The sequence below is a fragment of the Jeotgalibaca sp. A127 genome (genome assembly GCF_052266745.1).
Taxonomy (GTDB): domain Bacteria; phylum Bacillota; class Bacilli; order Lactobacillales; family Aerococcaceae; genus Jeotgalibaca.
Map to the genome: position 1 here is coordinate 165,314 of NZ_JBQPRC010000004.1, position 22,746 is coordinate 188,059.

The window sequence follows — 22,746 nt, forward strand, 5'->3', positions numbered from 1 at the left end:
TACTTGTTAATTGACAATATTTATTGGATTTCCGTTTAGATAAGCTATGGTATTATCAAAGGCAATCATTGCGCGTCTTACCATTGCCTCATTGGTTAAAAAACCGACATGTGGCGTTAAAACTGCATTTTTTGCTTGCAGCAATGGATAGTCTTGTGGAATAGGTGGTTCCATATCAAAGACATCAATCCCAGCTCCTGCAATCGTGCCATCATTCAATGCCTGTGCTAAGGCAGCGTTGTCGACAATCGGACCTCGGGCACAGTTAATCAATATTGCGGTCGGTTTCATCATTTCCAATTTTTCTTTTCCTACCAAGCCTTTTGTTGATGGCAATAGTGGAACGTGTAGCGAGACAATGTCTGCTTGTTTAAATACTTCATCTTGAGGAAGATAAGTAATTCCTAATTCTTTTCCTTCTTCGGTTGGCATAAAGTCGTCCGCAATAACAGTCGCGCCGAAAGCTTTGAATAATTGTGCTGTCTCAAGACCGATTTTACCGGCTCCGATAATACCCACTACTTTATCTTTAATTTCAGCACCTTGGAAAGGACCTGAGAAATTTGGCTTACGAAGTTCTTCATTGCCTTTAGTAATACGGCGATAGACATCAAGCACCAGTCCAATTGCAAGCTCTGCGACAGCTGTATTTGCATAACCTGATGCGTTACACATTTTAATGTTATGATTGTCTAGTTGGACATGGTCAAAGCCTGTAAAAGCAACGTTTATTAGTTTTAATTCAGGATTACTTTCAATTACTTCCCTTGGGTATGGGTTGTTTGCTATCATAATGACATCCGCATGCTCACTGCGTTTTTTTAATTCGTCAATATCCGTTGTTTTTGTTGGATAATATACAAATTCATGCCCCATATCTTTCAGAGGCTGAGCAAGTTCGTTAATAAGGTCTTCAGATACATTTAGTGGTTCTAGCAATTTTATAATCATTTGGAATCTCCTTAGTTTTATTGTGATTAAATTCACATTTGATGCTTTAATCATAAATCGAATTGCATTCTAAGTCAATTGTTTTTGTTCGAAATGTCTAATGTTTGTTCATTTTGAACATACAAGTAACGATCATTTATGTATTATAACTTATGGTTCACTTTATCAAAAAAGATAAACACTTCTTAACAAAAGCCCATTTCGGTCGATTTAATGATACTTTTTTTAATTTTAAAAAGTCCATATTAGTTATTCTAGGGGAATTTTTATTTGATTGCATTTTTAGCGAAAAGATTCGTGTAGAAATCAACTTAATTGTGAATAGATAAACTATGTTCGTGGCATAGTATATTTTTACAAGAAAAAAACAGACCTCAATTAGAGATCTGTTTTTTTTATTAGTTCATTCGAATATCTTTAATTCCTTGATAACTATTGCGCTTCGCTAGTTCATTGTCTATCGCATTCAAAACTTCCCATTTTTTCAGACTCCACATTGGACCGATTAATGTTTCACGAGGTGCATCCCCTGTCAATCGGTGAATGATGATATCTTTGGGAATAATCTCGAGTTGGTCACATACCAGGTTCACGTATTCATCTTTTTCAAGAAATTGCAAACGACCATGGTGGTAATCCCGAATCATTTTTGTATTCTTCATCAAATGCAGAAGGTGAAGTTTAACTCCTTGAATGTGGGAATCCAAAATCATTCTTTTGGCACTTTCCATCATCATTTCATGCGTTTCACCCGGTAATCCGTTAATCAAATGCGTACACACAGGGATATTGTGCTTTCTTAGTTTAGCAACTGCATCCAAATACGTTTGATAATCATGCGCTCGATTGATCATCCGGCTGGTTTCTTCATGGATGGTTTGCAGCCCCAATTCAACCCACATATAATAGCGTTGGTTCAATTCCGCCAAGTATTCAATCGTCTCATCAGGCAAACAGTCCGGTCTAGTCGCAATCATGATGCCAACAACACCTTCTTCATTAACGACTTGTTCATAACGGTGACGAAGAACCTCCACGGGCGCATGTGTATTTGTAAAGTTTTGAAAATAAGCAATATATTTTTTTGTGTTTGGCCATTTCTCATGCATCCTATCAATGCCTTTACGCATTTGAACAGGTAGTGGATCTATGCGATTTTGAGCAAAATCTCCTGATCCGGATACCGTACAAAATGTGCAGCCACCATGTGCAACTGTACCATCCCGGTTTGGACAATCAAATCCACCATCCAAGGCAACCTTGAATACTTTTTCTCCAAAATGATTTTTTAAATGTGAATTCCATGTGTGATAACGTTTATTCTCTGCTTCCAAATTTTCCACCTCGTGAAAATTATAACATAGACTTTACCTACACGTAATCACAATTATTCATATTCAATAAAAGCATATTCATCGCCAACTTCACGTTCCAAAGCTTTTTGGTAAACCGCTCCCGCGACCGCCACGTCCATTGCACCTGTCCCGATAGGGATACATAATACAATCTCATCTGAGAAATCTGGCATCGTGCTTTTACCGACGGCTAATTCTCCTAATGTCGTGAAAATATCTTTCTCTGTGACTTTTCCTTCTCCGTGGAGGCGTTTCAAAGCACCACGATTGAGTGCTTGATAAGAATGGTCTACTACAATTTTATCAGCAGAAAGAATTAAGTCATCGTCGATTTCCTGGAATGAGCCCATTGGAAAGACAACCGTCCCTGGTTTAATCCATTCTCTCAATAAAATAGGTTCTTGGGCATTTGTAACAGTAATTAAAATATCAGCCTGGGCTGCTTTTTCCCCTTCTTCAGGGTTGCAAATGATAATATCACCGGAAACATACTCAGCCATGTCTTCAGCAAAGTTTTCAGCAGTCGAGCGACGATGGTTCCATACCCGTAATTCTGTAACCTCAAACATATCCGAAATAGCTTCTAATTGGAAGCGCGCTTGTTCTCCTGCGCCATACAAACCAACCGTTACTTTGTCTTTGAAACCTAAGCATTTCAAGGAAACAGCAGTTTGTGCACCGGTACGGAGGTTACTGATATGCGTGCCTTCCATAACAGCGATAAATTCGCCCATTTTCGGATCCATTAAAACAATAATGGCAGAAATAAATGGCAGTCCTGCTTTTTTACGTTCTCCTGCTGTTCCGCTCACCCATTTTAAACCGGCGATATCCGTATCCCCGATATAGGCAGGCATTGCATTTACAAATCCTTCATGGAATGGGTAGCCACCTGTTTCTCCGAGATCTAAAGTAACCTTTGGAGGGTTTACAACTGTCTCTTTACCAAAACCTTGAAAGGTCTTCTCTACTATTTTGTTGGCTTCAGACATCGTTATTAGGTCTTTGATCGTTCTCTCATTCAATAATTTGGCCATTTCATCCATCCTTTTCGTTTAATATCGTGAACATAAAAATTCCTCACTCCATCATATCATAAAGTGAGGAAACTCTGATTTTTAATTAGGACATTTTTAATGACTTTTTTTACCAGCACTCGCGGACAGCTCCTGTTTCCCCTTGAATCGGATCCAGTTTGGGTAAAGGAGTACGCTCTATATTATTTTTTATATAATCGTAGTTTGGAGCATCTCCATATTGCATATCATGAATTTGATTGTCTGGGTATGCACCCACAATACTAAAGTCATCCGTTTGCTTTAATAATTTGTGTGAAACACCTGCCGGAATTAATACCACATCCCCTTTTGAAAAGGTGACGACATTTCCTTGTGGTCCCCCAAATTCTACTTCAGCTTTTCCAGAGATACAGCCGAGTACCTCATGAGCAGTTGAATGGAAATGATGACGCTTATATATGCCATTTACCCAACCATTGGTATATTTATTGTTTGCAAATAAATCAAGGACTTCGCTGCTATCACTAATGTCTCCCAGCACATCTTTCAAGCCGCCTTGGTAATGCAATAATGGCAGATGGTTATTGGGGAAAGGATAATTTTCTTCAAAGTAGAGGGTATCAACTAACATATATTGGCTCCTTTCCAAAAAATTACAAATCCAAACTATCAAGGAAAGCCATATCTTCCGCTTCAATTTCAAAATCAATATCGGCATTTTCCAAAATGTACTTATCATGAACAGATTTAGGCAAGATAACCATCCCTTTTTGGACAGGATAACGATATGCCACTTGCGCAACAGTCTTGTTGTATTTATCAGCGATTTTTTGAATATCTTCGTTCTTAAGCAAGCTTCCTGTTCCTAATGAAGAATAAGCTTCAACTAAGATGCCATTTTCCTGGCAAAATGCGACAATTTCAGGTTGCGTATGGCCGATACTGAATCTAATTTGGTTAACAGCAGGTTTAACCCCTGTTGCTTCAATTAAATGCTCTAAATCATCTACGTTAAAGTTAGAAACTCCTAACGTACGAATAAGGCCTTGTTCCTTTGCTTCAGACATGGCACGCCATACTTCTATATTTTCTTTATAGAAATGGGGACGTGTCGGTTTATGGTTGAAGAATCGCCAAGGGGTTGGGCAATGAATTAACATCAAGTCAAGGTAATCTGTGTCCAGGTCTTCTAGTTGGTCATGTATGTCCGACATGGCCTCATTATAAGTCTTAGACTCACCCCGAACTTTGGAAGTAATAAAGATATCCTCGCGTTTAACACGGCTTGCCTTGATTCCTTCTCTAATCCCTTTAGCATTCGCATAACCATGTGCCGTATCGATATGGATATACCCGTTCTTTAATGCAAATTCAGTTGGATGAACAGCCTGCGGGGTAGATATTTGCCACGTTCCCAAAGCTATTTTAGGAATCAAGACTCCACCTTCTAATTCATATGTTTCATTTAAGATTGACATGTTTTTCCTTCTTTCTATTCATAATGTAAACGCTATATATTAATTATAGACTTTTTTGTTCTTTGCGCAAGAAAGTTCACCTAGAAATCATTTCGCCATGTAGCCTAACTGTAAACTTTAGCGGTTCCCGCAAAATCATAAAAACCATACTGAGATTAATAGGTCAAAAGGCGCCTAGTTCCGAAGTTTTGGACCGAAAAAGCGAGGCTGGGGTTTTGTCCCTGCCTCGCTTTGGATAGCCATCATTTAATTATTATCTTTAGTCGCAATTACTTCTATTTCGACCAGGCCGCCTGCCGGAAGGCCTTTCACTGCAAAAGCGCTTCTTGCAGGGTAAGGTTCATTAAAGTGCTTCGCATACACATGATTTACTTTGGCGAAATCTTCAATTTCAGTAAGTAACACAGTAACCTTGACGACATCTTCCAAGGTCAGGTTTTCTTCTGCCAATACAGCTTTGATATTTTTGAATGCTTGTTCCGTTTGCGCTTCGACGCCTTCTGCTAAAGCACCTTTCTCTTTATTCATGCCCAGTTGTCCCGACAGAAAAACGAGATCTCCAGTCACGATTGCATGGGAATAGGGTCCTAATGCATCGGGTGCATCTTTGGCATCTAGTTTATACATACAATTCACTCCTTTTCGATTAACACTAATACTGCCGACTTTTAACTTCCACCGCTTTGTTAAGCCCACGTGCAACACTTTGAATCATCGGCATGGCACTTAAATCAATGTTACCACCCGAAACGATTAAGCCAATTTTATCAGCTTTTGGCAAAGAGTCGTTATGAGCTAGTAAAGCTGCCAAAGAAGCAGCCCCTGCACCTTCAACTAAGGTCTTGTTTCGTTCCAACATCCAAAGTACCGCATCAGCAATTTCTTCTTCGGTCACCGTTACAATATCATCAACATATTGTTTAACGACCGCATAGGTATTTTTCCCCGGTTCTTTTACAGCGATACCTTCCGCAATCGTATTGGCAGTTTCTAAGCGTTTAATCTCTCCTGTTTTAAAGGCGTGATGCATGGATGCAGCTTGTGCCGCTTCCACGCCAATTATTTTGATACTCGGTTTCATTTTCTTGGCAGTAAGGGCAACGCCACTGATTAAGCCCCCACCCCCGATTGGACAAATAATCATATCTAAATCGGGCTCTTGCTCAAGCATCTCTAAAGCGATTGTACCTTGTCCGGCCATGACATAAAAATCGTCGTATGGATGTACATAAGTAACATTATTTTCTTCATGGTATTTTTGCGCAGCATCGCCTGCCTCTTCATAGGAGTCGCCGACCAAAATAACTTTTGCCCCATATCCCGTGGCAGCGTTTATTTTAGCCTCTGGTGTCGTCTTTGGCATAAAGATTGTTGCACGTTCGCCAAGACGGTAAGCTGCCATAGCAACACCTTGCGCATGGTTGCCTGCACTGGAACTGACGACCCCTCGTTTTAATTCTTCTGTCGTCAAGCTATGAACTTTATAACTAGCTCCCCGTAGTTTGAATGACCCAGTTTTTTGCTGATTTTCCATTTTAAAGTAAACATGTCGGTCAACACGGTCATCTGTCATCGTGGAAGTGACCATGGGGGTTCGATGGGTTACGTATTCTTTTTTCAAATATTTCCAGGCGTCCTGCACCATTTCCAGCGTTAATTTTTCTTCCATACATATTTACCCCTTTTCTTTTTCGTTCCCAAAATAAAGGACCTATTTAGATTTAGTATCAAATCTAAACAGGTCTCATATTGCTGCAAATCTACCCATTTTGATGACACGTAGGCAATTGGGATTTTAAAATGAACGAGCATCTCATCGGATACAAACTTTCATTTTAATACCCTCATTTAAGACTATGATTGACGGTAATCCAGGGACGATTAGCTTCCCAACGAACAGTGATAGGAATATTATATGTTTTACTCAACAATTCATCGGTCAGAATATTTTCTTTTTTTCCTTGTGCAATGACATGTCCATCCTTTACTAGCAAAACATGGGAAATTGCATCGGTAATTTCTTCAATATAATGGGTAACATAGAGAAGGTGACAATGGTTTTTGGTAATCGTATCCATGATAGCCAAAACTCCTTCTCGCGCCAAGATATCCAAACCGGAACAGGGTTCATCCATAATCAATAAGTCTGGCTTGCTCATTAAGGCCCTAGCGATCAAAACCCGTCGTTTTTCTCCTTGGGACAAGTTTCGATACGCTTTACCACGAAGAGAAAGAATGCCTAGGCTGTCCAATAACTCGTCGACTCGTTTGCAATCCGATGAGACGATTTCCTGGTTCCCGTAAAGTCCTACCGTAGAAAATTTACCACTCAAAATAATGTTTTTAGTAGTCTGTTTATTGAAAGTTGAACCAAATTTTTCCAAAGCACTGCTCATATAACCGATTCTTTCCCGCATTTGGGGAATACTTGCCTTGCCAAAGACTGTATCCAATACTTTTACTTTTCCTGAAGTTGGGAAATTATAACCGGTAATGATGTTCAAGATGGATGTTTTCCCGGAGCCATTCAGGCCCAGTATAGCCCATTGTTCACCGGGATTAATCTTCCAATTGATATCTTCCAAAATCGGTTGTCCTTGTCTGGTCCAATATACCTGCTCTAAAGCAATCAAGGGTTCCATAGGCACTGAATTAATCTACTAGAGAGTCGCCGATAAATGGCATCAAGCCACGCAATTCCTTACCTACGGCAGTGATTGGGTGCTCTGTTTCATTACGTTTGATTGCGTTGAATTTCGGACGACCAGCTTGGTTTTCCAAAATCCAATCTTTGGCAAATTCACCAGTTTGAATATCTTTCAATACCGCACGCATATTTTCTTTTGTTTGATCAGTGATAATGCGTGGTGCTGTAACGTAATCGCCCCACTCAGCTGTATCGGAAATAGAATAACGCATGTTTTCCAATCCGCCTTCATAGATTAAGTCAACGATAAGTTTCATTTCATGCAACACTTCGAAATAAGCACTTTCCGGTGCGTAACCCGCCTCAGTCAACACTTCAAAACCTGCTTTGATCAAACCGGTTACACCACCACAAAGAACAGCTTGTTCACCAAAAAGGTCAGTTTCTGTTTCTTCACGGAAAGTAGTTTCCAAAATACCAGCGCGTCCGCCACCAACGCCACCGGCATAAGCCATACCCAACGCTTTTGCGTTTCCAGTACCGTCTTGGTAAACACCTACTAATGCTGGAACACCCGCACCTTCTTCATAGGTACGACGCACAAGATGTCCAGGTCCTTTTGGTGCCACCAAGAACACGTCTACGTCAGCAGGTGGAACAATTTGGCCGTAATGAATGTTGAAGCCATGAGCGAATACCAAAGCATTTCCTGCTTCCAAGTTATCTTTAATTTCAGCTTCGTAAACCGCTTTTTGGTTTTCATCAGGAAGCAAAATCATTACCAAGTCAGCTTCTTTAGTCGCTTCCGCTACAGATTTCACATCAAAGCCATCTTCTTTTGCACGATCAAATGATTTACCTTCACGTAAACCAACTACAACTTTGTGCCCGCTATCGCGTAGGTTTTGCGCATGCGCATGTCCTTGGGAACCATAACCAATAATTGCGATGGTTTTACCTTCCAATAATGTTTGATCTACGTCTTTGTCATAAAATACTTGTGCCATTTTTCAATTCCTCTTTTCTTTTATTTAATGCTTTGTATATGCAAATGCTTATTTATTCCGTCCTCGCGGAAAAGCAGTGATGCCGGTGCGTGATAATTCTTTGATGCCATATGGTGATAAGAGGTCAATGATAGCATCGACTTTATCGGTTTTTCCTGTAGCTTCGATTGTGATTGAATTTTTTGCTACATCAAGCACACGAGCGCGGAAAGGATTGATAATCCCATATATTTCGTGTCTATTCGTCGGGTTTGTCGCTATTTTTATTAAAGCTAATTCCCGAGCCACGATTTGTAAATCCGTGATATCCATTACTTTGATAACATCGATTTGTTTATTCAATTGTTTGATGATCTGTTCTGCCTGTACAGGTGTATTGATATCCACTTCGAATGTCATTTTGGAAATATTTGGCATTTCTGAAGCCCCCACAGTGATGCTGGAGATGTTGAAGCCTCTCTTAGACATCAAGCCTGTTACTCGGTTTAAAACACCACTGGAATCCTTTACTGTTGCTGTAATTATTCTTCGCATGGTGGCTTCACTCCTATCATTTCATCATTCCCTTTGCCAGCAGGTACCATCGGAAAGACTTTTTCTTTGTGCGTAACACGCGCATCAATCAAGATAGGTCCATCAAATGCCAGTGCCTCTTTGATTAGGGATGGAACTTCTGATTCTTTCGAAACGCGATATCCTTTAATACCATAGCTATCAGCCAACTTCACGAAGTCAGGATTCCGGCCATTCGTCAAAAGTGATTCGGAATAGCGCTCTTCATAAATGATTTCTTGCCATTGGCGAACCATTCCCAAAGCCTCATTATTAACGATGATAACTTTAACAGGTAAGTTGTAATCCCTAATAGTTGCCAATTCCTGACTCGTCATCTGAATACCGCCATCACCTAGCAAAGCAATAACCGTCTCGTTAGGGCGTCCGACTTGGGCTCCGATAGCAGCAGGAAGTCCAAATCCCATTGTTCCCAACCCACCAGACGTAACAAAATTATGTGGTTTGTCGTATTTATAAAATTGTCCTGCCCACATTTGGTGTTGTCCAACATCTGTTACTACAATAGCATCACCATTGGTAGCATGATAAATCTCTTCGATTAGCCATTGCGGTGAGATAGTTTCACTGTTTCTTTGGTACCATAACGGGTAATTTGTTTTGTTTGTTTGAGTCATTTCGGCCCAATCACTAATATCTGTTTGCTCAACTTCTCCTTCCAGCAATTTCAACAGCGCCTCTTTTGCATCTGCAACAATTGGGTATTTCGTTGTAATGTTTTTACCGATTTCTGCAGAGTCCACGTCTATATGTGCGACTGTGGCATGGGGTGCAAATTTATCCAAATTGCCAGTTAGGCGATCATCAAAACGTGAACCGATATTAATCAGTAAATCGCATTCCTGAATGGCTATGTTAGCCGCATAGCTACCATGCATACCACCCATTCCCAATGATTGGATATGCGTTTCAGGAAAAGCACCCAGTCCTTGTAATGTTGTTACGACAGGTAAGTTATACTTTTCTGCAAAAGCTTTTAATTCATTGCTGGCATCGGCAAATTTAACGCCAGCTCCCACAAGTAACAAAGGACGCTCTGCATGAGCTAATGCTGCCAATAACCTTTGAATTTGTAATTGATTGGGATAGATGGATGGCTGGTAACCAGGCAAATAAAAATCTGATTCGTATATTTCGCCATTAGAAATGGCTTCTGAAATATTTTTTGGTAAATCCACTACTACAGGACCTTTTCTTCCTGTGGTTGCAATGTGAAATGCCTCTTTTACAATCCGGGGCAAATCTTTCAAATCCTTAACTTGATAATTATGTTTCGTGATCGGTGTCGTTAAACCAATTAAATCCGCTTCCTGGAAAGCATCAGACCCAATAAGTGCAGAGGATACCTGTCCAGTAAAGATGACGATAGGTAATGAATCAATCATCGCATCCGCGATACCAGTTAACAGGTTTGTCCCGCCTGGACCAGAAGTGGCAATGACTACACCTGGTTTTCCCGTAACCCGGGCATACCCTTCCGCGCCGTGTATCAACCCTTGCTCATGACGACACATGATATGTTGGAAATCTGGTTTTTCCCGATGAAGAGCGTCATAAATAGGTAATACCGAACCTCCCGGATAGCCGAAGACTACTTCTACACCTGCATCGACTAACGTTTGGACAAATAAATCTGCGCCATTTTTCTTTCTTTTGTTTGGGCTAACCGCTTCTGTTTGCATGTTTCTGCCTCCTTGTTTTTCCTACTACTCAGTTATTTTCATCCGTAATTTGGGGTTACATTAAATTAAAAAGGACCTGTTGGATTTGTAATAAATCCAACAGGTCCTTTTAAGTCATAAACTTAGGATGATGATGATACCGTTCGCCTGATTAGATTTATATCATCTATTCAGGCATGGAAATTAATCAGCACTCAATAGATACAAACTTTCGTTCAAAGTGTTTGTATCTACTAAAAAAGATACAAACACTATCTAATGACGCTGACTAATAAATTTTGAGTTGAAAAATTGTATCCCATCATGAAAAATCGCTCCTTAAGTCTAATTTATTTTTAATGTTGTTGTAATGATAATCTAATTAAATGACAGAGTCAACGTTTATTTTCAGATTTATTCCAAAAATCGGTTATTGCACCTTCGGAAGCACTTGAAACAAGATGTGCGTATTTACCTAATGCCCCGCGTGTATGCAGTGGTGGAATAACAACTTTTTCGCGACGTTTAGCCAATTCCTCATCACTTACCTTCATAGTCAATTCTTTGGTGTCTTGATCGATAATAACACTATCCCCAGTTTGGAGTAACGCAATCGGTCCACCGTCTTGGGCTTCCGGAGCAATATGACCCACCACAAGTCCGTACGTTCCTCCCGAGAAGCGTCCATCCGTTAACAATGCAACTGTTTCACCTTGGCCTTTACCAACAATGATACTGGATAATGACAGCATTTCAGGCATACCCGGTCCGCCTTTAGGTCCTACAAACCGAACTACAACAACGTCTCCATCCACTACCTCGTCTGCCATTACAGCAGCTACAGCTTCTTCTTCAGTATTGAATACTTTGGCAGGTCCCTCATGGCGACGAACCTTCACCCCGGATACTTTCGCAACAGCTCCTTCTGGTGCTAAGTTTCCATGTAGAACAATCAACGGCCCGTCTTTACGCTTAGGATTTTCCAACGGCATGATTACTTTTTGACCTTCTTTGAGTGAGTCAACCTCTGCTAAATTCTCAGCTATTGTTTTTCCGGTAACAGTCAGGCAATCTCCATGAATATAACCATTCTCATATAAATATTTCATTACCGCTGAGACTCCACCAACTTCATATAAATCTTGGAAGACATATTGTCCACTTGGTTTTAAGTCCGCTAAATGAGGAACTTTTTCCTGGAAATCGTTGAAATCATCCAAAGTCAAGTCAACATTAGCTGCGTGAGCCATTGCCATCAAATGCAAAATGGCATTAGTCGATCCTCCAAGAGCCATTACGACCGTAATGGCATTTTCGAAAGCTTTACGTGTCATAATATCTTTCGGGTAGATTCCTTTCTCCAACAAGTTCAAAACCGCTTTGCCGGCTTCTTCTACATCGCGCAATTTGGCTTCTGTAGTTGCAGGGTTCGAGGATGAGCCTGGAAGACTCATTCCCATCGCTTCAATAGCCGATGCCATCGTATTCGCAGTGTACATACCACCACAGCCACCTGGTCCGGGACAGGCATTACACTCGATTCGGCGAACCTCTTCTGCAGTCATATCGTTATGATTCCATTTTCCGATTGCCTCAAAAACAGAGACTAAATCGATATCTTTTCCATCTAATTTTCCAGGCGCAATCGTACCTCCATAGACAAAAATTGCAGGTATTTCTGTATTTGCAATTGCAATCATACAGCCAGGCATATTTTTATCACATCCGCCAATTGCTACAAATGCATCACAATTTTGTCCTGCAATTGCTGTCTCAACTGAGTCGGCAATAATATCTCGTGACGGTAAGGAATAACGCATTCCAGGCGTCCCCATTGCAATTCCATCTGCAACAGTTATTGTCCCAAATTGTACAGGCCAAGCACCTGAAGAGGTAATCCCTTTTTTAGCCACCCTTCCTAAATCATGCAAATGCATATTGCATGGGGTGTTTTCAGCCCAGGTACTAATTACTCCGACAATAGGTTGTTTAAATTCTTCATCTCCCATGCCCGTTGCGCGTAGCATGGCACGATTTGGTGATTTTACCATACTGTCATAAACTTGACTTCTGATGCGGATATCCTTTTTTGGTTGTTCCGATGTCATTTTTATTTCCCCTTTTCATAACCGGTTATAATAATATTAAAGTTTTGGAATTTAATAATGTTATTCTAACAGAAATAATTAAATCTTCTATAGAAAAATTAAAATATTATTAAAAACAACTTGAAAATATTAGTTTTTCATGGAAAAATAGGGATATTGAGCTGTATGATTGCTGAAAGGAAGTATTTTATGAGAGATGATATAAAGTTAAATGACCGAGCTGCACATTTGGCGGATCAATTAGTGAAAAAACTTGAATCCATTCATGATTCGGAAATTGGTTTAGATATTTATAATCTTGGCCTTATATATGAGATTAACTTGGATGCACAAGAGCATTGCACCGTTGTGCTGACTTTTACTGGCATTGGATGCGAATGTGTTGAAACAGTACCAGGTGAAATTTCCGAAAAACTTATGCAAATTGCCGGTATTACGAATGTGACTGTTGAAATCGTGTGGTCACCAGCATGGAAAATGACTCGAATTAGTCGTTTTGGAAGAATTGCGTTGGGTGTGAATCCAAACTAGAAACTTGAAATAAAGATCAAAAAAAGCCTAACTCCCGTTATGGGGAGGTAGGCTTATAAACGTTCAGTTTAATTATTTTCATTGAATTGTAAAGGAATATCCAGACTATCAGGTTCCTTCGAAGTAGCAAGTACCAGAACAGCCAGCATCACGATGGCTATACCTAGCATTTCAAATATGCCAAATAATTGTTTGAAGACAACAACTGATAATATTGCAGCAAGTAATGGCTCCAGAGCAGTCATAATACTTGCCAAAGATGGAGAAATATACCGTAGACTAGCAAAATAAGCAATGAAACTAAGTGACGTCCCAAAAACGATAATTAATAACAATAAAAAGAGACTATGCAGGGTAACCTGAAAACCTGGTTTCCAAATCGGATGGATGAATTGGAATAATATTCCTCCAAATATCATGCCCCAACCAACGATAACTGTAGATCCAAATTCCTCCAACAAGGAACGTGGCTGAATGGAATAGAACGCAACAGCTAAAGCAGATCCGATACCAATAACCAAACCCAGCGGCGAAATACTCATTTGATTCAAGTCACCATTCGTAACAATTAACAAAACACCAAAGAAAGTGAGAAAAACCAGTATTATTTCTTTTATCGCAGCTTGTTTTTCACCCGTAAAAACCATATAAGCATAAACAAATATCGGCGCAGAAAATTGCAATATTGTCGCAGTAGATGCGTTTGATAACTCTATCCCTTTATAAAACAAATATTGAACTCCAATCATGCCAAATAAAGAAAAGAACAATAACTTTAGAGTCGTTTGCCATTTAGAAAATGGCATCAAAATATTTTCCTTTTGGATAAAATGACTATAGGCTAAAATCATAATTCCGGAAAATAACAGGCGTGTGCCTACCAACCATTCAGAAGACACAGTATATTGGGTAAAGAGAGATTGCGCAAAAATACCTGAAATCCCCCACATGCTTCCGCCAAAAGCGGCCAGTAAAATACCTTTAATTCGATTATTCAATTTTCCACCTCACTAATAAAATTACTGTCCTATGGTATAATTATTTTAGTAATTTGACAAGGGGGATTTCATGAATTCTAAAGAAAAATCTCGTGATATATTGGAACAAATTATTGCCATTTATCCCGATGTAAAAACAATCCTGAATTATTCTAATAATTTCGAGCTTTTAATCGCCGTTATGTTGAGCGCTCAAACGACAGATATCGCTGTGAATAAGGTGACCGGGGCACTGTTTGAACGTTTTCCAACCCCCACTGCTTTCGCCAATTCTTCTCCAGCAGAAATAGAACCTTATATTAAATCCATCGGTTTGTACCGCAATAAGGCCAAACATATCTATACATGCAGCAACCAGTTAATGGCTCATTTTAACGGTGAAGTACCAAATAATCGCAAAGATTTGGAATCCTTGGCCGGGGTGGGCAGAAAAACAGCCAATGTAATACTGAGCGTTGGTTTTGGGATACCCGCCTTTCCTGTGGACACGCATGTTTCGAGGGTTTGCAAGCATCATGATATCGTTCCGCAAAATGCCACACCACTTGAAATCGAAAAAATAGTGACAGATATTTTGCCAAAAGAGTTGTGGAACCAGGCCCATCATTCCATTATCTTTTTTGGGCGCAACATTTGCTCGCCCCGTAACCCAAAATGCCACGAATATTTGCATTAAAAAACTTCCCAGAATGATTTCTGGGAAGTTTTTTAAAATTATCTGTGTTCTGCCAATACCCGACTTAAGAAATTTTTTGTTCGTTCTTCTTTAGGGTTATTGAAAATATCATCTGGTGATCCTTCTTCGGCAATGACACCCTGGTCCATAAAGATGACATGGTCGGCAACTTCACGTGCGAACTGCATCTCGTGGGTCACAACAACCATCGTCAATCCGCTATCAGCCAATTGATTCATGACCCGCAACACTTCCCCGACCGTTTCTGGGTCCAGGGCAGATGTTGGTTCATCAAACAACAGTAAGTCTGGTTCCATTGCCAACGCCCGTGCAATCGCAACCCGCTGTTTTTGACCACCCGATAATTGAGCCGGTCGGGCATGAATATAGGATTCCATACCAACTTCTTCCAAGAAATGAATAGCTCGTTTCTTTGCCTCTTCCTTATCTGTTTTTAAAACGTTGATTTGGCCGGTTGTACAATTTGTTAAAACATCCAGATTGTTGAATAAATTGAATTGCTGGAATACCATGCCGACTTTAGAACGATAATGGAACAGGTTCAGACTTGGATCCAACACGTTTTGATCCCGATAATGAATTTCTCCAGTTGTAGGTTTTTCCAACAGATTTAAACAACGCAGTAACGTTGATTTACCGGAACCAGATGAACCGATCAAGCAGATTACCTTTCCTTCTTGTACGTCAAAACTGATGTCTTTTAAAACTTCTCGGTCACCGAATTTTTTGCTGAGATTCTTGATGCTTAAGACTGTTCCCAATCAGCCCACCCCCTTATTTTGTTTAGGAGACTGGATTTGGTTTGGATTACCACCCACGAGTTGGTAATTCTCTGCCCCATCAAGTTTACGCTCAAAGCGGCGCAAGATACGGGTAATAGTCAGAGTCATAATCAAATACATAATACTTGCCACCGTGTAAGGACCAAAGTAGTCAAAATTGATTCCCGCAACTGTTTTAGTTTGAAAGAATAACTCTGTAACAGAGATAACGTTCAATACAGAAGTGTCCTTAATATTGATTACGAATTCATTGCCTGTTGCCGGCAAGACATTTCGCCATACTTGGGGAATAACCACAACACGCATAGTTTGCCAATGGGACATGCCAATAGCAGCTGCTCCTTCAAATTGACCTTTATCGATTGAGACAATACCTCCACGTACTATTTCAGTCATGTAAGCACCTGTATTGATTGAAACAATGAAAATCGCTGCACTTGTACGATTAAGGTCCCAACCGAATACTAAAGCAGATCCATAATAAATGACCATTGCCTGAACAATCATTGGTGTTCCACGGAAAAGCTCAATATAACACGTTGATATAAAATGTATCAACTTTAAAAAGTAACGTTTAATTCCTTTATCAGGTTGCGGTATTGTACGGACGATACCCAGTACCATTCCAATTACTACTCCAATTACGGTTCCGATCATTGAAATGTAAATCGTCACCCAGGCTCCTCTTAGAAAAAGAGGCGCATTATTTATAAATATGTCCCATAAATGGCCCACTAATTTTTCACTCCCATATCTTACTGCGCAGCCGGTTGATTCAAGATTGCTTCTTCCATCAGGCTTTGTTGCTCTTCTGCAGAAATTGTTTCCAAAATACTATTTATTTCTTCTAATTGGGCTTCGTCTTTTCGAACCCCGATTGCAATTGTTGTATCTTCCGGATTCGTTTCAAAACCATCTTCAAATTCAATATAGGTAAAATCTTCGTTTGCATTGGAAGCACTGATTGCTTCTGGTAGTTCAGATACATAACCATCAATTACACCTGATTGCAATGCCACCCGCATAGCAGAAAAATTCTCCATCGCCGATTGTTTTTCAACACCTTCAATCTGATCAATCATATTATAGTGGAACGTGTTCAACTGGGCTGTTATTTGCGCCCCAGAAAAATCAGCCAATGATGTAGCATCTACATAATCCCCATCGGCTGCAACCACCATTACCAATTGCGATTCCAAATAAGGGATACTAAAGTCGATTGTCTGTTTTCTTTCTTCTGTAGGGGACATTCCGGCAATAATTACATCAATTTTTTTCGATTGAAGTGCTGGCACCAAACCGTCCCATTCCGTTTTTACGATAACGAGTTCCTGACCGAGGCCATCGGCAATTTTTTTGGCAATTTCAACATCATATCCCCCAGCATATTCTTGGGAATCTGATATTTGGACAGCGCCATTAGCGTCGCCTGTCTGGGTCCAGTTATAAGGGGCATACGCAGCTTCCATGCCTACTACAAATTGCTCATTTTCGGTACCTTCGGACGTTGTTTCATTTCCTTCAGAGCCACATGCAGCTAACACCAATGCTGAACCAAATACTAAACTTAATAATCTTAATCCTTTTTTCATTGTTATTCCGCTCCTCTTATAAAAAATACAAACAAAAAAACCGTGAGCAAAAGGCTCACGGTTTACCGTCCTTTTGCCCCAATATGAACAGCGCATCGATGAATATAATTGGGCATTATATTCTGACAGTATCATACTTATTCAGCATGACCCCAGTATCCTATAAGATACTTCGGCGAATTCCCCTTTCGTGACCTACTGATGGTTTTCGCGACCTCTAGTTCATATTGTTCTTTGTTATGCCAGTAACTATAGCGTACTTTATTTTTAATGTCAACAAGACATATCATTTAATTCTAATAATTGGTTAATTAGTCTGCCTTCCATTATAATAAAATCACGAGATGGGGGAATATGCTATGATACCAAAAATTATCCACTACTGTTGGTTTGGAGGCAACAAGATGGGTGAGCAAACCAAAGAAATGATGGCTACATGGAAAAAGTACTGTCCTGATTATGAAATAATGATCTGGAATGAAGATACTTTTGATGTACATAACATGGGGGATTATGTAAAAGAGGCATATTTAGAAAGTAAATGGGCTTTTGTTTCGGATGTGGCACGTCTATATGCACTGAAAGAATACGGGGGCATTTATATGGATACAGATGTCGAAGTTATTAAACCTCTTGACCCACTTCTGAACCATGATGCTTTTATGGGGTTTGAAATTGAGACAACAATTTCTACTGCCTTAATTGCAACCGTTCCCCACCATCCTACTTTTGAGCTTCTTTTTGCGGATTATGAGAATCGGCATTTTAAGAATCCCGATGGAACCCTGGATGAAAAAACAAACGTTAATCGGATCACCGAAATTTTTCAGGAGAACGGTTTGGAATTAAATAACGAATACCAGGAAATTATGAATGTTGCTATCTATCCCCGTGTTTATTTTTCGCCAAAGAGTTATTGGACCCGAGAAATCAACGATACTAAAGATACTTATGCCATTCATCATTATTCTGGTTCCTGGTTATAAAAAAGCTATGTTGTCCCGAGAATGGGGCAGCATAGCTTTTTGTGTTTACATATAATCTTTTCGCTTCAACCAAAGGAAGGTAACAACACTGATTAAAATTGATAGGCCAATCAAAAAAATAAATGCTAATGGATGTTTCTCAATGGGCAAAAATACATTCATTCCCCAGAAAGATCCAATAATGGTTGGTATCGTCAATACAATACTAAATGAAGTCAAAAACTTCATAATATTATTCAGGTTGTTTGAAATAACACTGGAAAAGACTTCACTTAAGTGATCGATCATTTCCGCTGATTCTTTAACCATTATTGAAGCTTGATGTGAGATGACCTTGATATCATGCAATAATGTTTTACCCTTGGCATCCTCTGAATAAATGTCACGATCCATTAAATTTTTTATGATACGATGGTTCTCCAAAATTCCTGTTTCAAAGTAAACCAGGTTCTTGTGTATAGCAATCAACTTGTAAAATGCTTCATTCCTAGTCGTATCAACGATATTTTGTTCCATGTCATCAATCGTTTTATCAATATCGGATATTTTTTCCAAGTAGGAATCAGTCAATTCCCATAATATATCCAAAACAATATGTGAGCCGTACCAATCTTTGTCTAACTGGTTAGTGTAAACCCTCTCCAAGAAAGGAACATCACTTGAACAAACCGTTATGATTTTGTTATGGATAAGAATAATGGCTAACGGTAAAGTCTCGTATGAACGGTAGGTATCAAATGCTTCTTTGGTGTGAGGATACAAAACTAATAATAATAAAATCTTATCACCAAACTTCGTCTCTGCTACTTCTTGGCGAGGTACTTCATAATAATCAAACGCATCTGTTATGAAATCTTGAGGTATACCCAACTCATCAGTTAAAAAATGGATTTCATCCTCAAGGGGGCTTTCAAAATGCAACCATTGAGCATTTTTATAATCTGAAATTTCTTGGTAAAGATTATCTTCTCCAATAATAAAACTCTTCATGATTCCCACCCTATCATTGTTATTTGCTTTGAGTATATCACAAAAAAGTACCCGTCTCATGACAGGTACTTTTAACGGCTTCCGAAAGAAGTCTCCCGCTTCTAAACGTTTGGGTGCGTGGCACCAGTGAAAGCGGGAGCTGAATTTCGGTTCCCCCAATGGGGAACGATAGTTCCTGTTTACGTCAATAAAAATCGATTTAAGACGAAGGCATGTTATATAATATCCTTATAATCAAGGAAGGAGGAAATTTTATGTACCACGGAAAACGATTGTTGATTCGAAATCAAGCGAAGCTGAAACCGGCATTGGATACCTGCAACAAAGCTTCCGCTGAAGTGTGGAACCTGTGCTTGCGGAAGTCCAAGGCACATCATCTTGCCACCGGCAAGTGGATAGGCAAGACGCAACTGCAAAGCGAAACCAAGCAAACGGTCGCATTGCATAGTCAAAGCATCCAAGCCGTCGCCCACAAATACTTGAACGCCCGTCTGGCGGCGAAGGAAGCCAAAACCGCAGGGCGCAAGAATGTCCGTTACCCCTACAAGGAGAAGTTTTTCTTCAACACCAAATGGGTCGGACAGGCTTTTTCCATAGAAGGTAATGTCGTCACCCTCTCATTGGGCATCCGCAACGGAAAAAGACAACCGCCACTGAAGTTGCGGGTATCCGGATTAGACGGCATTCCTGTCGAAACCATCAAGGAAGTGGAGCTATGCCACGACACCCATTATTATTTGTCCGTTAATTACGACGATGGGATAGAAAATCCGCCCTTGGGGCAACAACAGGCGGCTTCTGTTGACTTGGGCGAAATCCACAGTATTGCTTCCTTTGCGGAAGGCGGTTCTTCCGTCCTGATTAGCGGACGCAAGGCACGCAGTATCCACCAATTGCGCAACAAGAAGCTGGCTGAACTGCAACGGCTGCAGTCGAAGTGCAAGAAAGGCTCGCGCCAGTGGAAGAAATACCAAAAAGCCAAAAACTTCGTCCGCACCAAGAGCGCCCGCCAGCTGCAGGATGCCCTGCATAAGACAACCAAAAACTTTGTGGATTGGTGCGTCGCACAGCAGGTTTCGACGGTCTACGTTGGCGATGTAGAAGGCGTGGAACGCAACACCAAAGGGAAGAAACGAAAAAAAGTGACGCAAAAGCTGTCCAATTGGAGCTTCGACAAGCTGATGAGCTACCTGACGTATAAAGCCAGAGCCAACGGCATCGCCATCCAAAAGGTGGACGAAGCCTACAGTACGCAAACATGTCCTGTTTGCCACAACCGCAAGAAACATACCGGTCGCAATGTCCTTTGTGCGTGCGGCTACACCAGCCACCGCGACATTCACGGAGCCAAGAACATCCTCAGCAAGACACTGTACGGGAACTTCCTGCCGTGGGCAGTCGCGGAACAGACAAAGTATCTACGACCATGTTAGGGAGTAGTAGATGGCGCGTCACCGCCCACAAACAGTAAAAACTGTTTGCGTTGCTTTTTGTGGAGAGAAGAAACAGCCACTTCCCAAATGGAAGCATCTCGGCAACTGTCGAGTCCCGCTGCAGCGTCTCTTTAGACAAAAAGAAACCCCGACTTCAAAATCCGTCAGGATTTAAGTGGGGGAGTGTTCATTTAAGCGATAGAAATATGCATTTCAATTCCGCTGTTATCCTTCAAGATAATGACACCATTATCCTCTTTGTATGTGTAGTCTTTTTCTTTCAAACGACTTAACAAAGCATCCATTTCCTCTTGGTTTGGGACCAACCATTCATAGTAGGCCAAACCTAATTGATTCTCGCGTGGTTCAGGTAAATTTTTACCTGCCCAAGTGTTTGAACCAACGTGATGATGATAATCCCCGGATGCGAAAAATTTCGCTTGGCCGAAGTAATCAGACTTCAAGCCCAATGGAACAATGTTCGTATAGAAATCTTCTGTTCCAGGTAAATCATGGACTGTTAAATGGACATGCCCCATAATCGTTCCGGCTGGCATACCTGTAAATTGTTTTTTGACAGTTCCAAGCACGCCTTCCGCATCCATTTGAATCGTGATTCCTTCGATACGACCGTTTTCACGTCTGTCCCATTCTGATTCGGGTTTATCTGCATAAATTTCAATCCCGTTACCTTCAGGGTCGTTAAAATAAAGCGCTTCACTGTAGCCATGGTCACTTGCACCACCCAGTGGATATTTATTCACCAACAAGTAGTATAGGTATTCTCCTAAATCTTGTCTAGATGGCAATAATAGCGCTAAGTGGAATAATCCTGCTGTAAGTGTCTTCGTTGCATCGGGTTGAATCTGCACGAGTTCCACCAATGGTTCCTTAGTAGATTCCAATCCAAGGGTGATGGCTTTCCTTTTTGAATCCAATACCGTCAAACCTACAACCTTTTGATAAAACTCGGACATTTTTTCTAAATCCTTAACCTTTAGCACTACTTTACCTAATTTCCAATCTTTTTCTGTCATTCGAATACCTCTTTCCAATAATGTTATATATTAAATGTTTCAATCGTATATGCCAATTCCGACAAAGGATCATCGGTCCACCAATGACGACCATTGCCTAAACAAGCACAGTAGTAAGTGATAGCATCTTCGCTCAATATTTTACGGTAGTGGACATGTCCCATGATACTTTTTGTAATAGGATATTTATCATATAAAGACATATAGCTTTTACTACCCAGAAAGGCGTTGTAATAATCGTAAACCCGATTAGGCAGCGGAACTGTGAAATGTGGATGCGTCACAATGTGGGTCATCAGAATAATTTCTCTTCCTGAAACCTGGGTAATGTCGTCTTCAATTTGATGCAACATCCCCTCAGCCACCTGTTGATCCGACTGGCCCCAATGGACGTATAGTCGGTCATTCCAGCCGCCAACACGTAATTTTTTCGCTTCGAATTCTTCCAGCGTATATTTGTTGCTCGCAAAACCGTAATCATACCAACCGGGATTAGCTACAATTGCAAATCCATCATTTATAATGAAGGGTCTTCCAACGAGCGATTCATCCCGGTCCATGAAGATTTGATTGATTTTCCCGGTGTCCGTCTCTTTATTACGGATAGACCAATAATCATGATTACCAGGAACAAAAAATATTTTTGAAACCTGGTGTTCTTTCATGCGGTCGAGGAAAGCTAAGGAATCATGGTAATCTGAACTGATGTCTCCCGCCAGGAGTAAAGCGTCTATTTCATGATTATAGAGATAATCTGCTAATAAACGGTCATATGTCTGCCCGGGTGCCAACTTTCGTTCGTTTATATCAATATGGAGGTCTGATAAAACACCGAATCTCAATCGAACCGCCTCCTTCAGCTTACTTAAATATAGTATATCACATTGTCTCGAATTTGGAA

Annotated in this window: 21 protein-coding genes, 1 pseudogene and 1 riboswitch; of the genes and pseudogenes, 4 read left to right on the plus strand and 18 right to left on the minus strand. The window is 40.4% G+C overall.

Translation table 11 applies throughout. The features are described 5' to 3' along the window. Positions 1–6: 6 nt before the first annotated feature. The 12 genes from ACTVAI_RS06395 to ilvD form a co-directional block, all read right to left on the minus strand. Complete coding sequence (locus tag ACTVAI_RS06395; RefSeq protein ID WP_443486188.1) at positions 7–951, minus strand: 2-hydroxyacid dehydrogenase; 945 nt, start codon at positions 949–951, stop codon at positions 7–9. 398 nt (positions 952–1,349) lie between these two features. Next, positions 1,350–2,285: a TIGR01212 family radical SAM protein gene (locus ACTVAI_RS06400; protein WP_443486189.1), complete on the minus strand. Its 936-nt coding sequence runs from the start codon at positions 2,283–2,285 to the stop codon at positions 1,350–1,352. Between the two features lie 53 nt (positions 2,286–2,338). Continuing rightward, positions 2,339–3,343 (minus strand): ornithine cyclodeaminase family protein, encoded by a 1,005-nt coding sequence (locus ACTVAI_RS06405; RefSeq protein ID WP_443474490.1) that lies wholly within the window; start codon positions 3,341–3,343, stop codon positions 2,339–2,341. A gap of 109 nt (positions 3,344–3,452) precedes the next feature. After that, positions 3,453–3,956, minus strand: a complete 504-nt coding sequence (locus ACTVAI_RS06410) for a cupin domain-containing protein (RefSeq protein WP_443486190.1) — start codon at positions 3,954–3,956, stop codon at positions 3,453–3,455. 22 nt (positions 3,957–3,978) lie between these two features. Then, entirely contained in the window at positions 3,979–4,803 is an 825-nt protein-coding gene (locus ACTVAI_RS06415; RefSeq protein WP_443486191.1) for an aldo/keto reductase family protein, read from the minus strand. 246 nt (positions 4,804–5,049) lie between these two features. After that, a complete protein-coding gene (locus ACTVAI_RS06420; protein ID WP_443486192.1) occupies positions 5,050–5,430 on the minus strand; it encodes a RidA family protein in 381 nt (126 codons plus the stop codon). A gap of 25 nt (positions 5,431–5,455) precedes the next feature. Then, the gene (ilvA, locus tag ACTVAI_RS06425) at positions 5,456–6,472 is read right to left on the minus strand and encodes a threonine ammonia-lyase (RefSeq protein WP_443474494.1); all 1,017 of its coding nucleotides are present in this window, start codon (positions 6,470–6,472) and stop codon (positions 5,456–5,458) included. A gap of 175 nt (positions 6,473–6,647) precedes the next feature. Then, positions 6,648–7,445, minus strand: coding sequence for an ABC transporter ATP-binding protein (locus ACTVAI_RS06430; protein WP_443474506.1), 798 nt, complete (start codon positions 7,443–7,445; stop codon positions 6,648–6,650). 10 nt (positions 7,446–7,455) lie between these two features. Next, positions 7,456–8,457 (minus strand): ketol-acid reductoisomerase, encoded by a 1,002-nt coding sequence (gene ilvC, locus ACTVAI_RS06435; RefSeq protein WP_443486193.1) that lies wholly within the window; start codon positions 8,455–8,457, stop codon positions 7,456–7,458. 48 nt (positions 8,458–8,505) lie between these two features. Beyond that, positions 8,506–8,991 (minus strand): acetolactate synthase small subunit, encoded by a 486-nt coding sequence (gene ilvN / locus ACTVAI_RS06440; RefSeq protein ID WP_443486194.1) that lies wholly within the window; start codon positions 8,989–8,991, stop codon positions 8,506–8,508. Next, positions 8,979–10,712: a biosynthetic-type acetolactate synthase large subunit gene (gene ilvB, locus ACTVAI_RS06445; protein WP_443486195.1), complete on the minus strand. Its 1,734-nt coding sequence runs from the start codon at positions 10,710–10,712 to the stop codon at positions 8,979–8,981. The genes ilvN and ilvB overlap by 13 nt, the downstream gene beginning before the upstream one ends. Positions 10,713–11,086: 374 nt before the next feature. Next, positions 11,087–12,799, minus strand: a complete 1,713-nt coding sequence (gene ilvD, locus ACTVAI_RS06450; protein WP_443486196.1) for a dihydroxy-acid dehydratase — start codon at positions 12,797–12,799, stop codon at positions 11,087–11,089. Positions 12,800–12,988: 189 nt separating this feature from the next. Here ilvD and ACTVAI_RS06455 point away from each other — a divergent pair, with 189 nt between their 5' ends. Further along, positions 12,989–13,330, plus strand: coding sequence for a metal-sulfur cluster assembly factor (locus ACTVAI_RS06455; protein WP_443486197.1), 342 nt, complete (start codon positions 12,989–12,991; stop codon positions 13,328–13,330). 68 nt (positions 13,331–13,398) lie between these two features. Here the strand turns inward: ACTVAI_RS06455 and ACTVAI_RS06460 are convergent, their stop codons facing one another. Continuing rightward, the gene (locus ACTVAI_RS06460; RefSeq protein WP_443486198.1) at positions 13,399–14,328 is read right to left on the minus strand and encodes a DMT family transporter; all 930 of its coding nucleotides are present in this window, start codon (positions 14,326–14,328) and stop codon (positions 13,399–13,401) included. 70 nt (positions 14,329–14,398) lie between these two features. Between ACTVAI_RS06460 and nth the strand changes: the two genes are divergently transcribed. Beyond that, on the plus strand, positions 14,399–15,004 hold the full coding sequence (gene nth / locus ACTVAI_RS06465) for an endonuclease III (RefSeq protein ID WP_443474501.1): 606 nt from the start codon (positions 14,399–14,401) through the stop codon (positions 15,002–15,004). 38 nt (positions 15,005–15,042) lie between these two features. Here the strand turns inward: nth and ACTVAI_RS06470 are convergent, their stop codons facing one another. Then, positions 15,043–15,786 carry an amino acid ABC transporter ATP-binding protein gene (locus tag ACTVAI_RS06470; RefSeq protein WP_443474502.1) on the minus strand — a complete coding sequence of 248 codons (744 nt, stop codon included), beginning with the start codon at positions 15,784–15,786 and terminating at the stop codon, positions 15,043–15,045. Further along, positions 15,787–17,399 (minus strand): annotated as a pseudogene (locus ACTVAI_RS06475) (ABC transporter substrate-binding protein/permease). Positions 17,400–17,479: 80 nt separating this feature from the next. Continuing rightward, a riboswitch (Lysine riboswitch) is annotated at positions 17,480–17,628 on the minus strand. Between the two features lie 130 nt (positions 17,629–17,758). On the opposite strand from ACTVAI_RS06475, the gene ACTVAI_RS06480 reads away from it, so the two are divergent. Beyond that, positions 17,759–18,385, plus strand: coding sequence for a glycosyltransferase family 32 protein (locus ACTVAI_RS06480; RefSeq protein WP_443486199.1), 627 nt, complete (start codon positions 17,759–17,761; stop codon positions 18,383–18,385). A gap of 45 nt (positions 18,386–18,430) precedes the next feature. Here ACTVAI_RS06480 and ACTVAI_RS06485 read toward each other — a convergent pair whose 3' ends face one another. Next, a complete protein-coding gene (locus ACTVAI_RS06485; RefSeq protein WP_443474504.1) occupies positions 18,431–19,375 on the minus strand; it encodes a magnesium transporter CorA family protein in 945 nt (314 codons plus the stop codon). A 254-nt stretch (positions 19,376–19,629) separates the two neighbouring features. On the opposite strand from ACTVAI_RS06485, the gene ACTVAI_RS06490 reads away from it, so the two are divergent. Continuing rightward, on the plus strand, positions 19,630–20,808 hold the full coding sequence (locus tag ACTVAI_RS06490; RefSeq protein ID WP_443486200.1) for an RNA-guided endonuclease InsQ/TnpB family protein: 1,179 nt from the start codon (positions 19,630–19,632) through the stop codon (positions 20,806–20,808). A 191-nt stretch (positions 20,809–20,999) separates the two neighbouring features. On the opposite strand, the gene ACTVAI_RS06495 is transcribed toward ACTVAI_RS06490, so the two are convergent. Together ACTVAI_RS06495 and ACTVAI_RS06500 are read right to left on the minus strand one after the other, a co-directional pair. Beyond that, a complete protein-coding gene (locus ACTVAI_RS06495; protein ID WP_443486201.1) occupies positions 21,000–21,845 on the minus strand; it encodes a VOC family protein in 846 nt (281 codons plus the stop codon). 23 nt (positions 21,846–21,868) lie between these two features. Next, a complete protein-coding gene (locus ACTVAI_RS06500; RefSeq protein WP_443474331.1) occupies positions 21,869–22,687 on the minus strand; it encodes a metallophosphoesterase in 819 nt (272 codons plus the stop codon). Positions 22,688–22,746: the final 59 nt, after the last annotated feature.

What these genes read in the sequence shown, in the direction of transcription:
- ACTVAI_RS06395 (WP_443486188.1), bottom strand. Translation starts at nt 951, where the DNA reads ATGATTATAAAATTGCTAGAACCACTAAATGTATCTGAAGACCTTATT.
- ACTVAI_RS06405 (WP_443474490.1), bottom strand. Translation starts at nt 3,343, where the DNA reads ATGGCCAAATTATTGAATGAGAGAACGATCAAAGACCTAATAACGATG.
- ACTVAI_RS06410 (WP_443486190.1), bottom strand. Translation starts at nt 3,956, where the DNA reads ATGTTAGTTGATACCCTCTACTTTGAAGAAAATTATCCTTTCCCCAAT.
- ACTVAI_RS06415 (WP_443486191.1), bottom strand. Translation starts at nt 4,803, where the DNA reads ATGTCAATCTTAAATGAAACATATGAATTAGAAGGTGGAGTCTTGATT.
- ACTVAI_RS06420 (WP_443486192.1), bottom strand. Translation starts at nt 5,430, where the DNA reads ATGTATAAACTAGATGCCAAAGATGCACCCGATGCATTAGGACCCTAT.
- ilvA (WP_443474494.1), bottom strand. Translation starts at nt 6,472, where the DNA reads ATGGAAGAAAAATTAACGCTGGAAATGGTGCAGGACGCCTGGAAATAT.
- ACTVAI_RS06430 (WP_443474506.1), bottom strand. Translation starts at nt 7,445, where the DNA reads ATGGAACCCTTGATTGCTTTAGAGCAGGTATATTGGACCAGACAAGGA.
- ilvC (WP_443486193.1), bottom strand. Translation starts at nt 8,457, where the DNA reads ATGGCACAAGTATTTTATGACAAAGACGTAGATCAAACATTATTGGAA.
- ilvN (WP_443486194.1), bottom strand. Translation starts at nt 8,991, where the DNA reads ATGCGAAGAATAATTACAGCAACAGTAAAGGATTCCAGTGGTGTTTTA.
- ilvB (WP_443486195.1), bottom strand. Translation starts at nt 10,712, where the DNA reads ATGCAAACAGAAGCGGTTAGCCCAAACAAAAGAAAGAAAAATGGCGCA.
- ilvD (WP_443486196.1), bottom strand. Translation starts at nt 12,799, where the DNA reads ATGACATCGGAACAACCAAAAAAGGATATCCGCATCAGAAGTCAAGTT.
- ACTVAI_RS06455 (WP_443486197.1), top strand. Translation starts at nt 12,989, where the DNA reads ATGAGAGATGATATAAAGTTAAATGACCGAGCTGCACATTTGGCGGAT.
- nth (WP_443474501.1), top strand. Translation starts at nt 14,399, where the DNA reads ATGAATTCTAAAGAAAAATCTCGTGATATATTGGAACAAATTATTGCC.
- ACTVAI_RS06480 (WP_443486199.1), top strand. Translation starts at nt 17,759, where the DNA reads ATGATACCAAAAATTATCCACTACTGTTGGTTTGGAGGCAACAAGATG.
- ACTVAI_RS06485 (WP_443474504.1), bottom strand. Translation starts at nt 19,375, where the DNA reads ATGAAGAGTTTTATTATTGGAGAAGATAATCTTTACCAAGAAATTTCA.
- ACTVAI_RS06490 (WP_443486200.1), top strand. Translation starts at nt 19,630, where the DNA reads ATGTACCACGGAAAACGATTGTTGATTCGAAATCAAGCGAAGCTGAAA.
- ACTVAI_RS06495 (WP_443486201.1), bottom strand. Translation starts at nt 21,845, where the DNA reads ATGACAGAAAAAGATTGGAAATTAGGTAAAGTAGTGCTAAAGGTTAAG.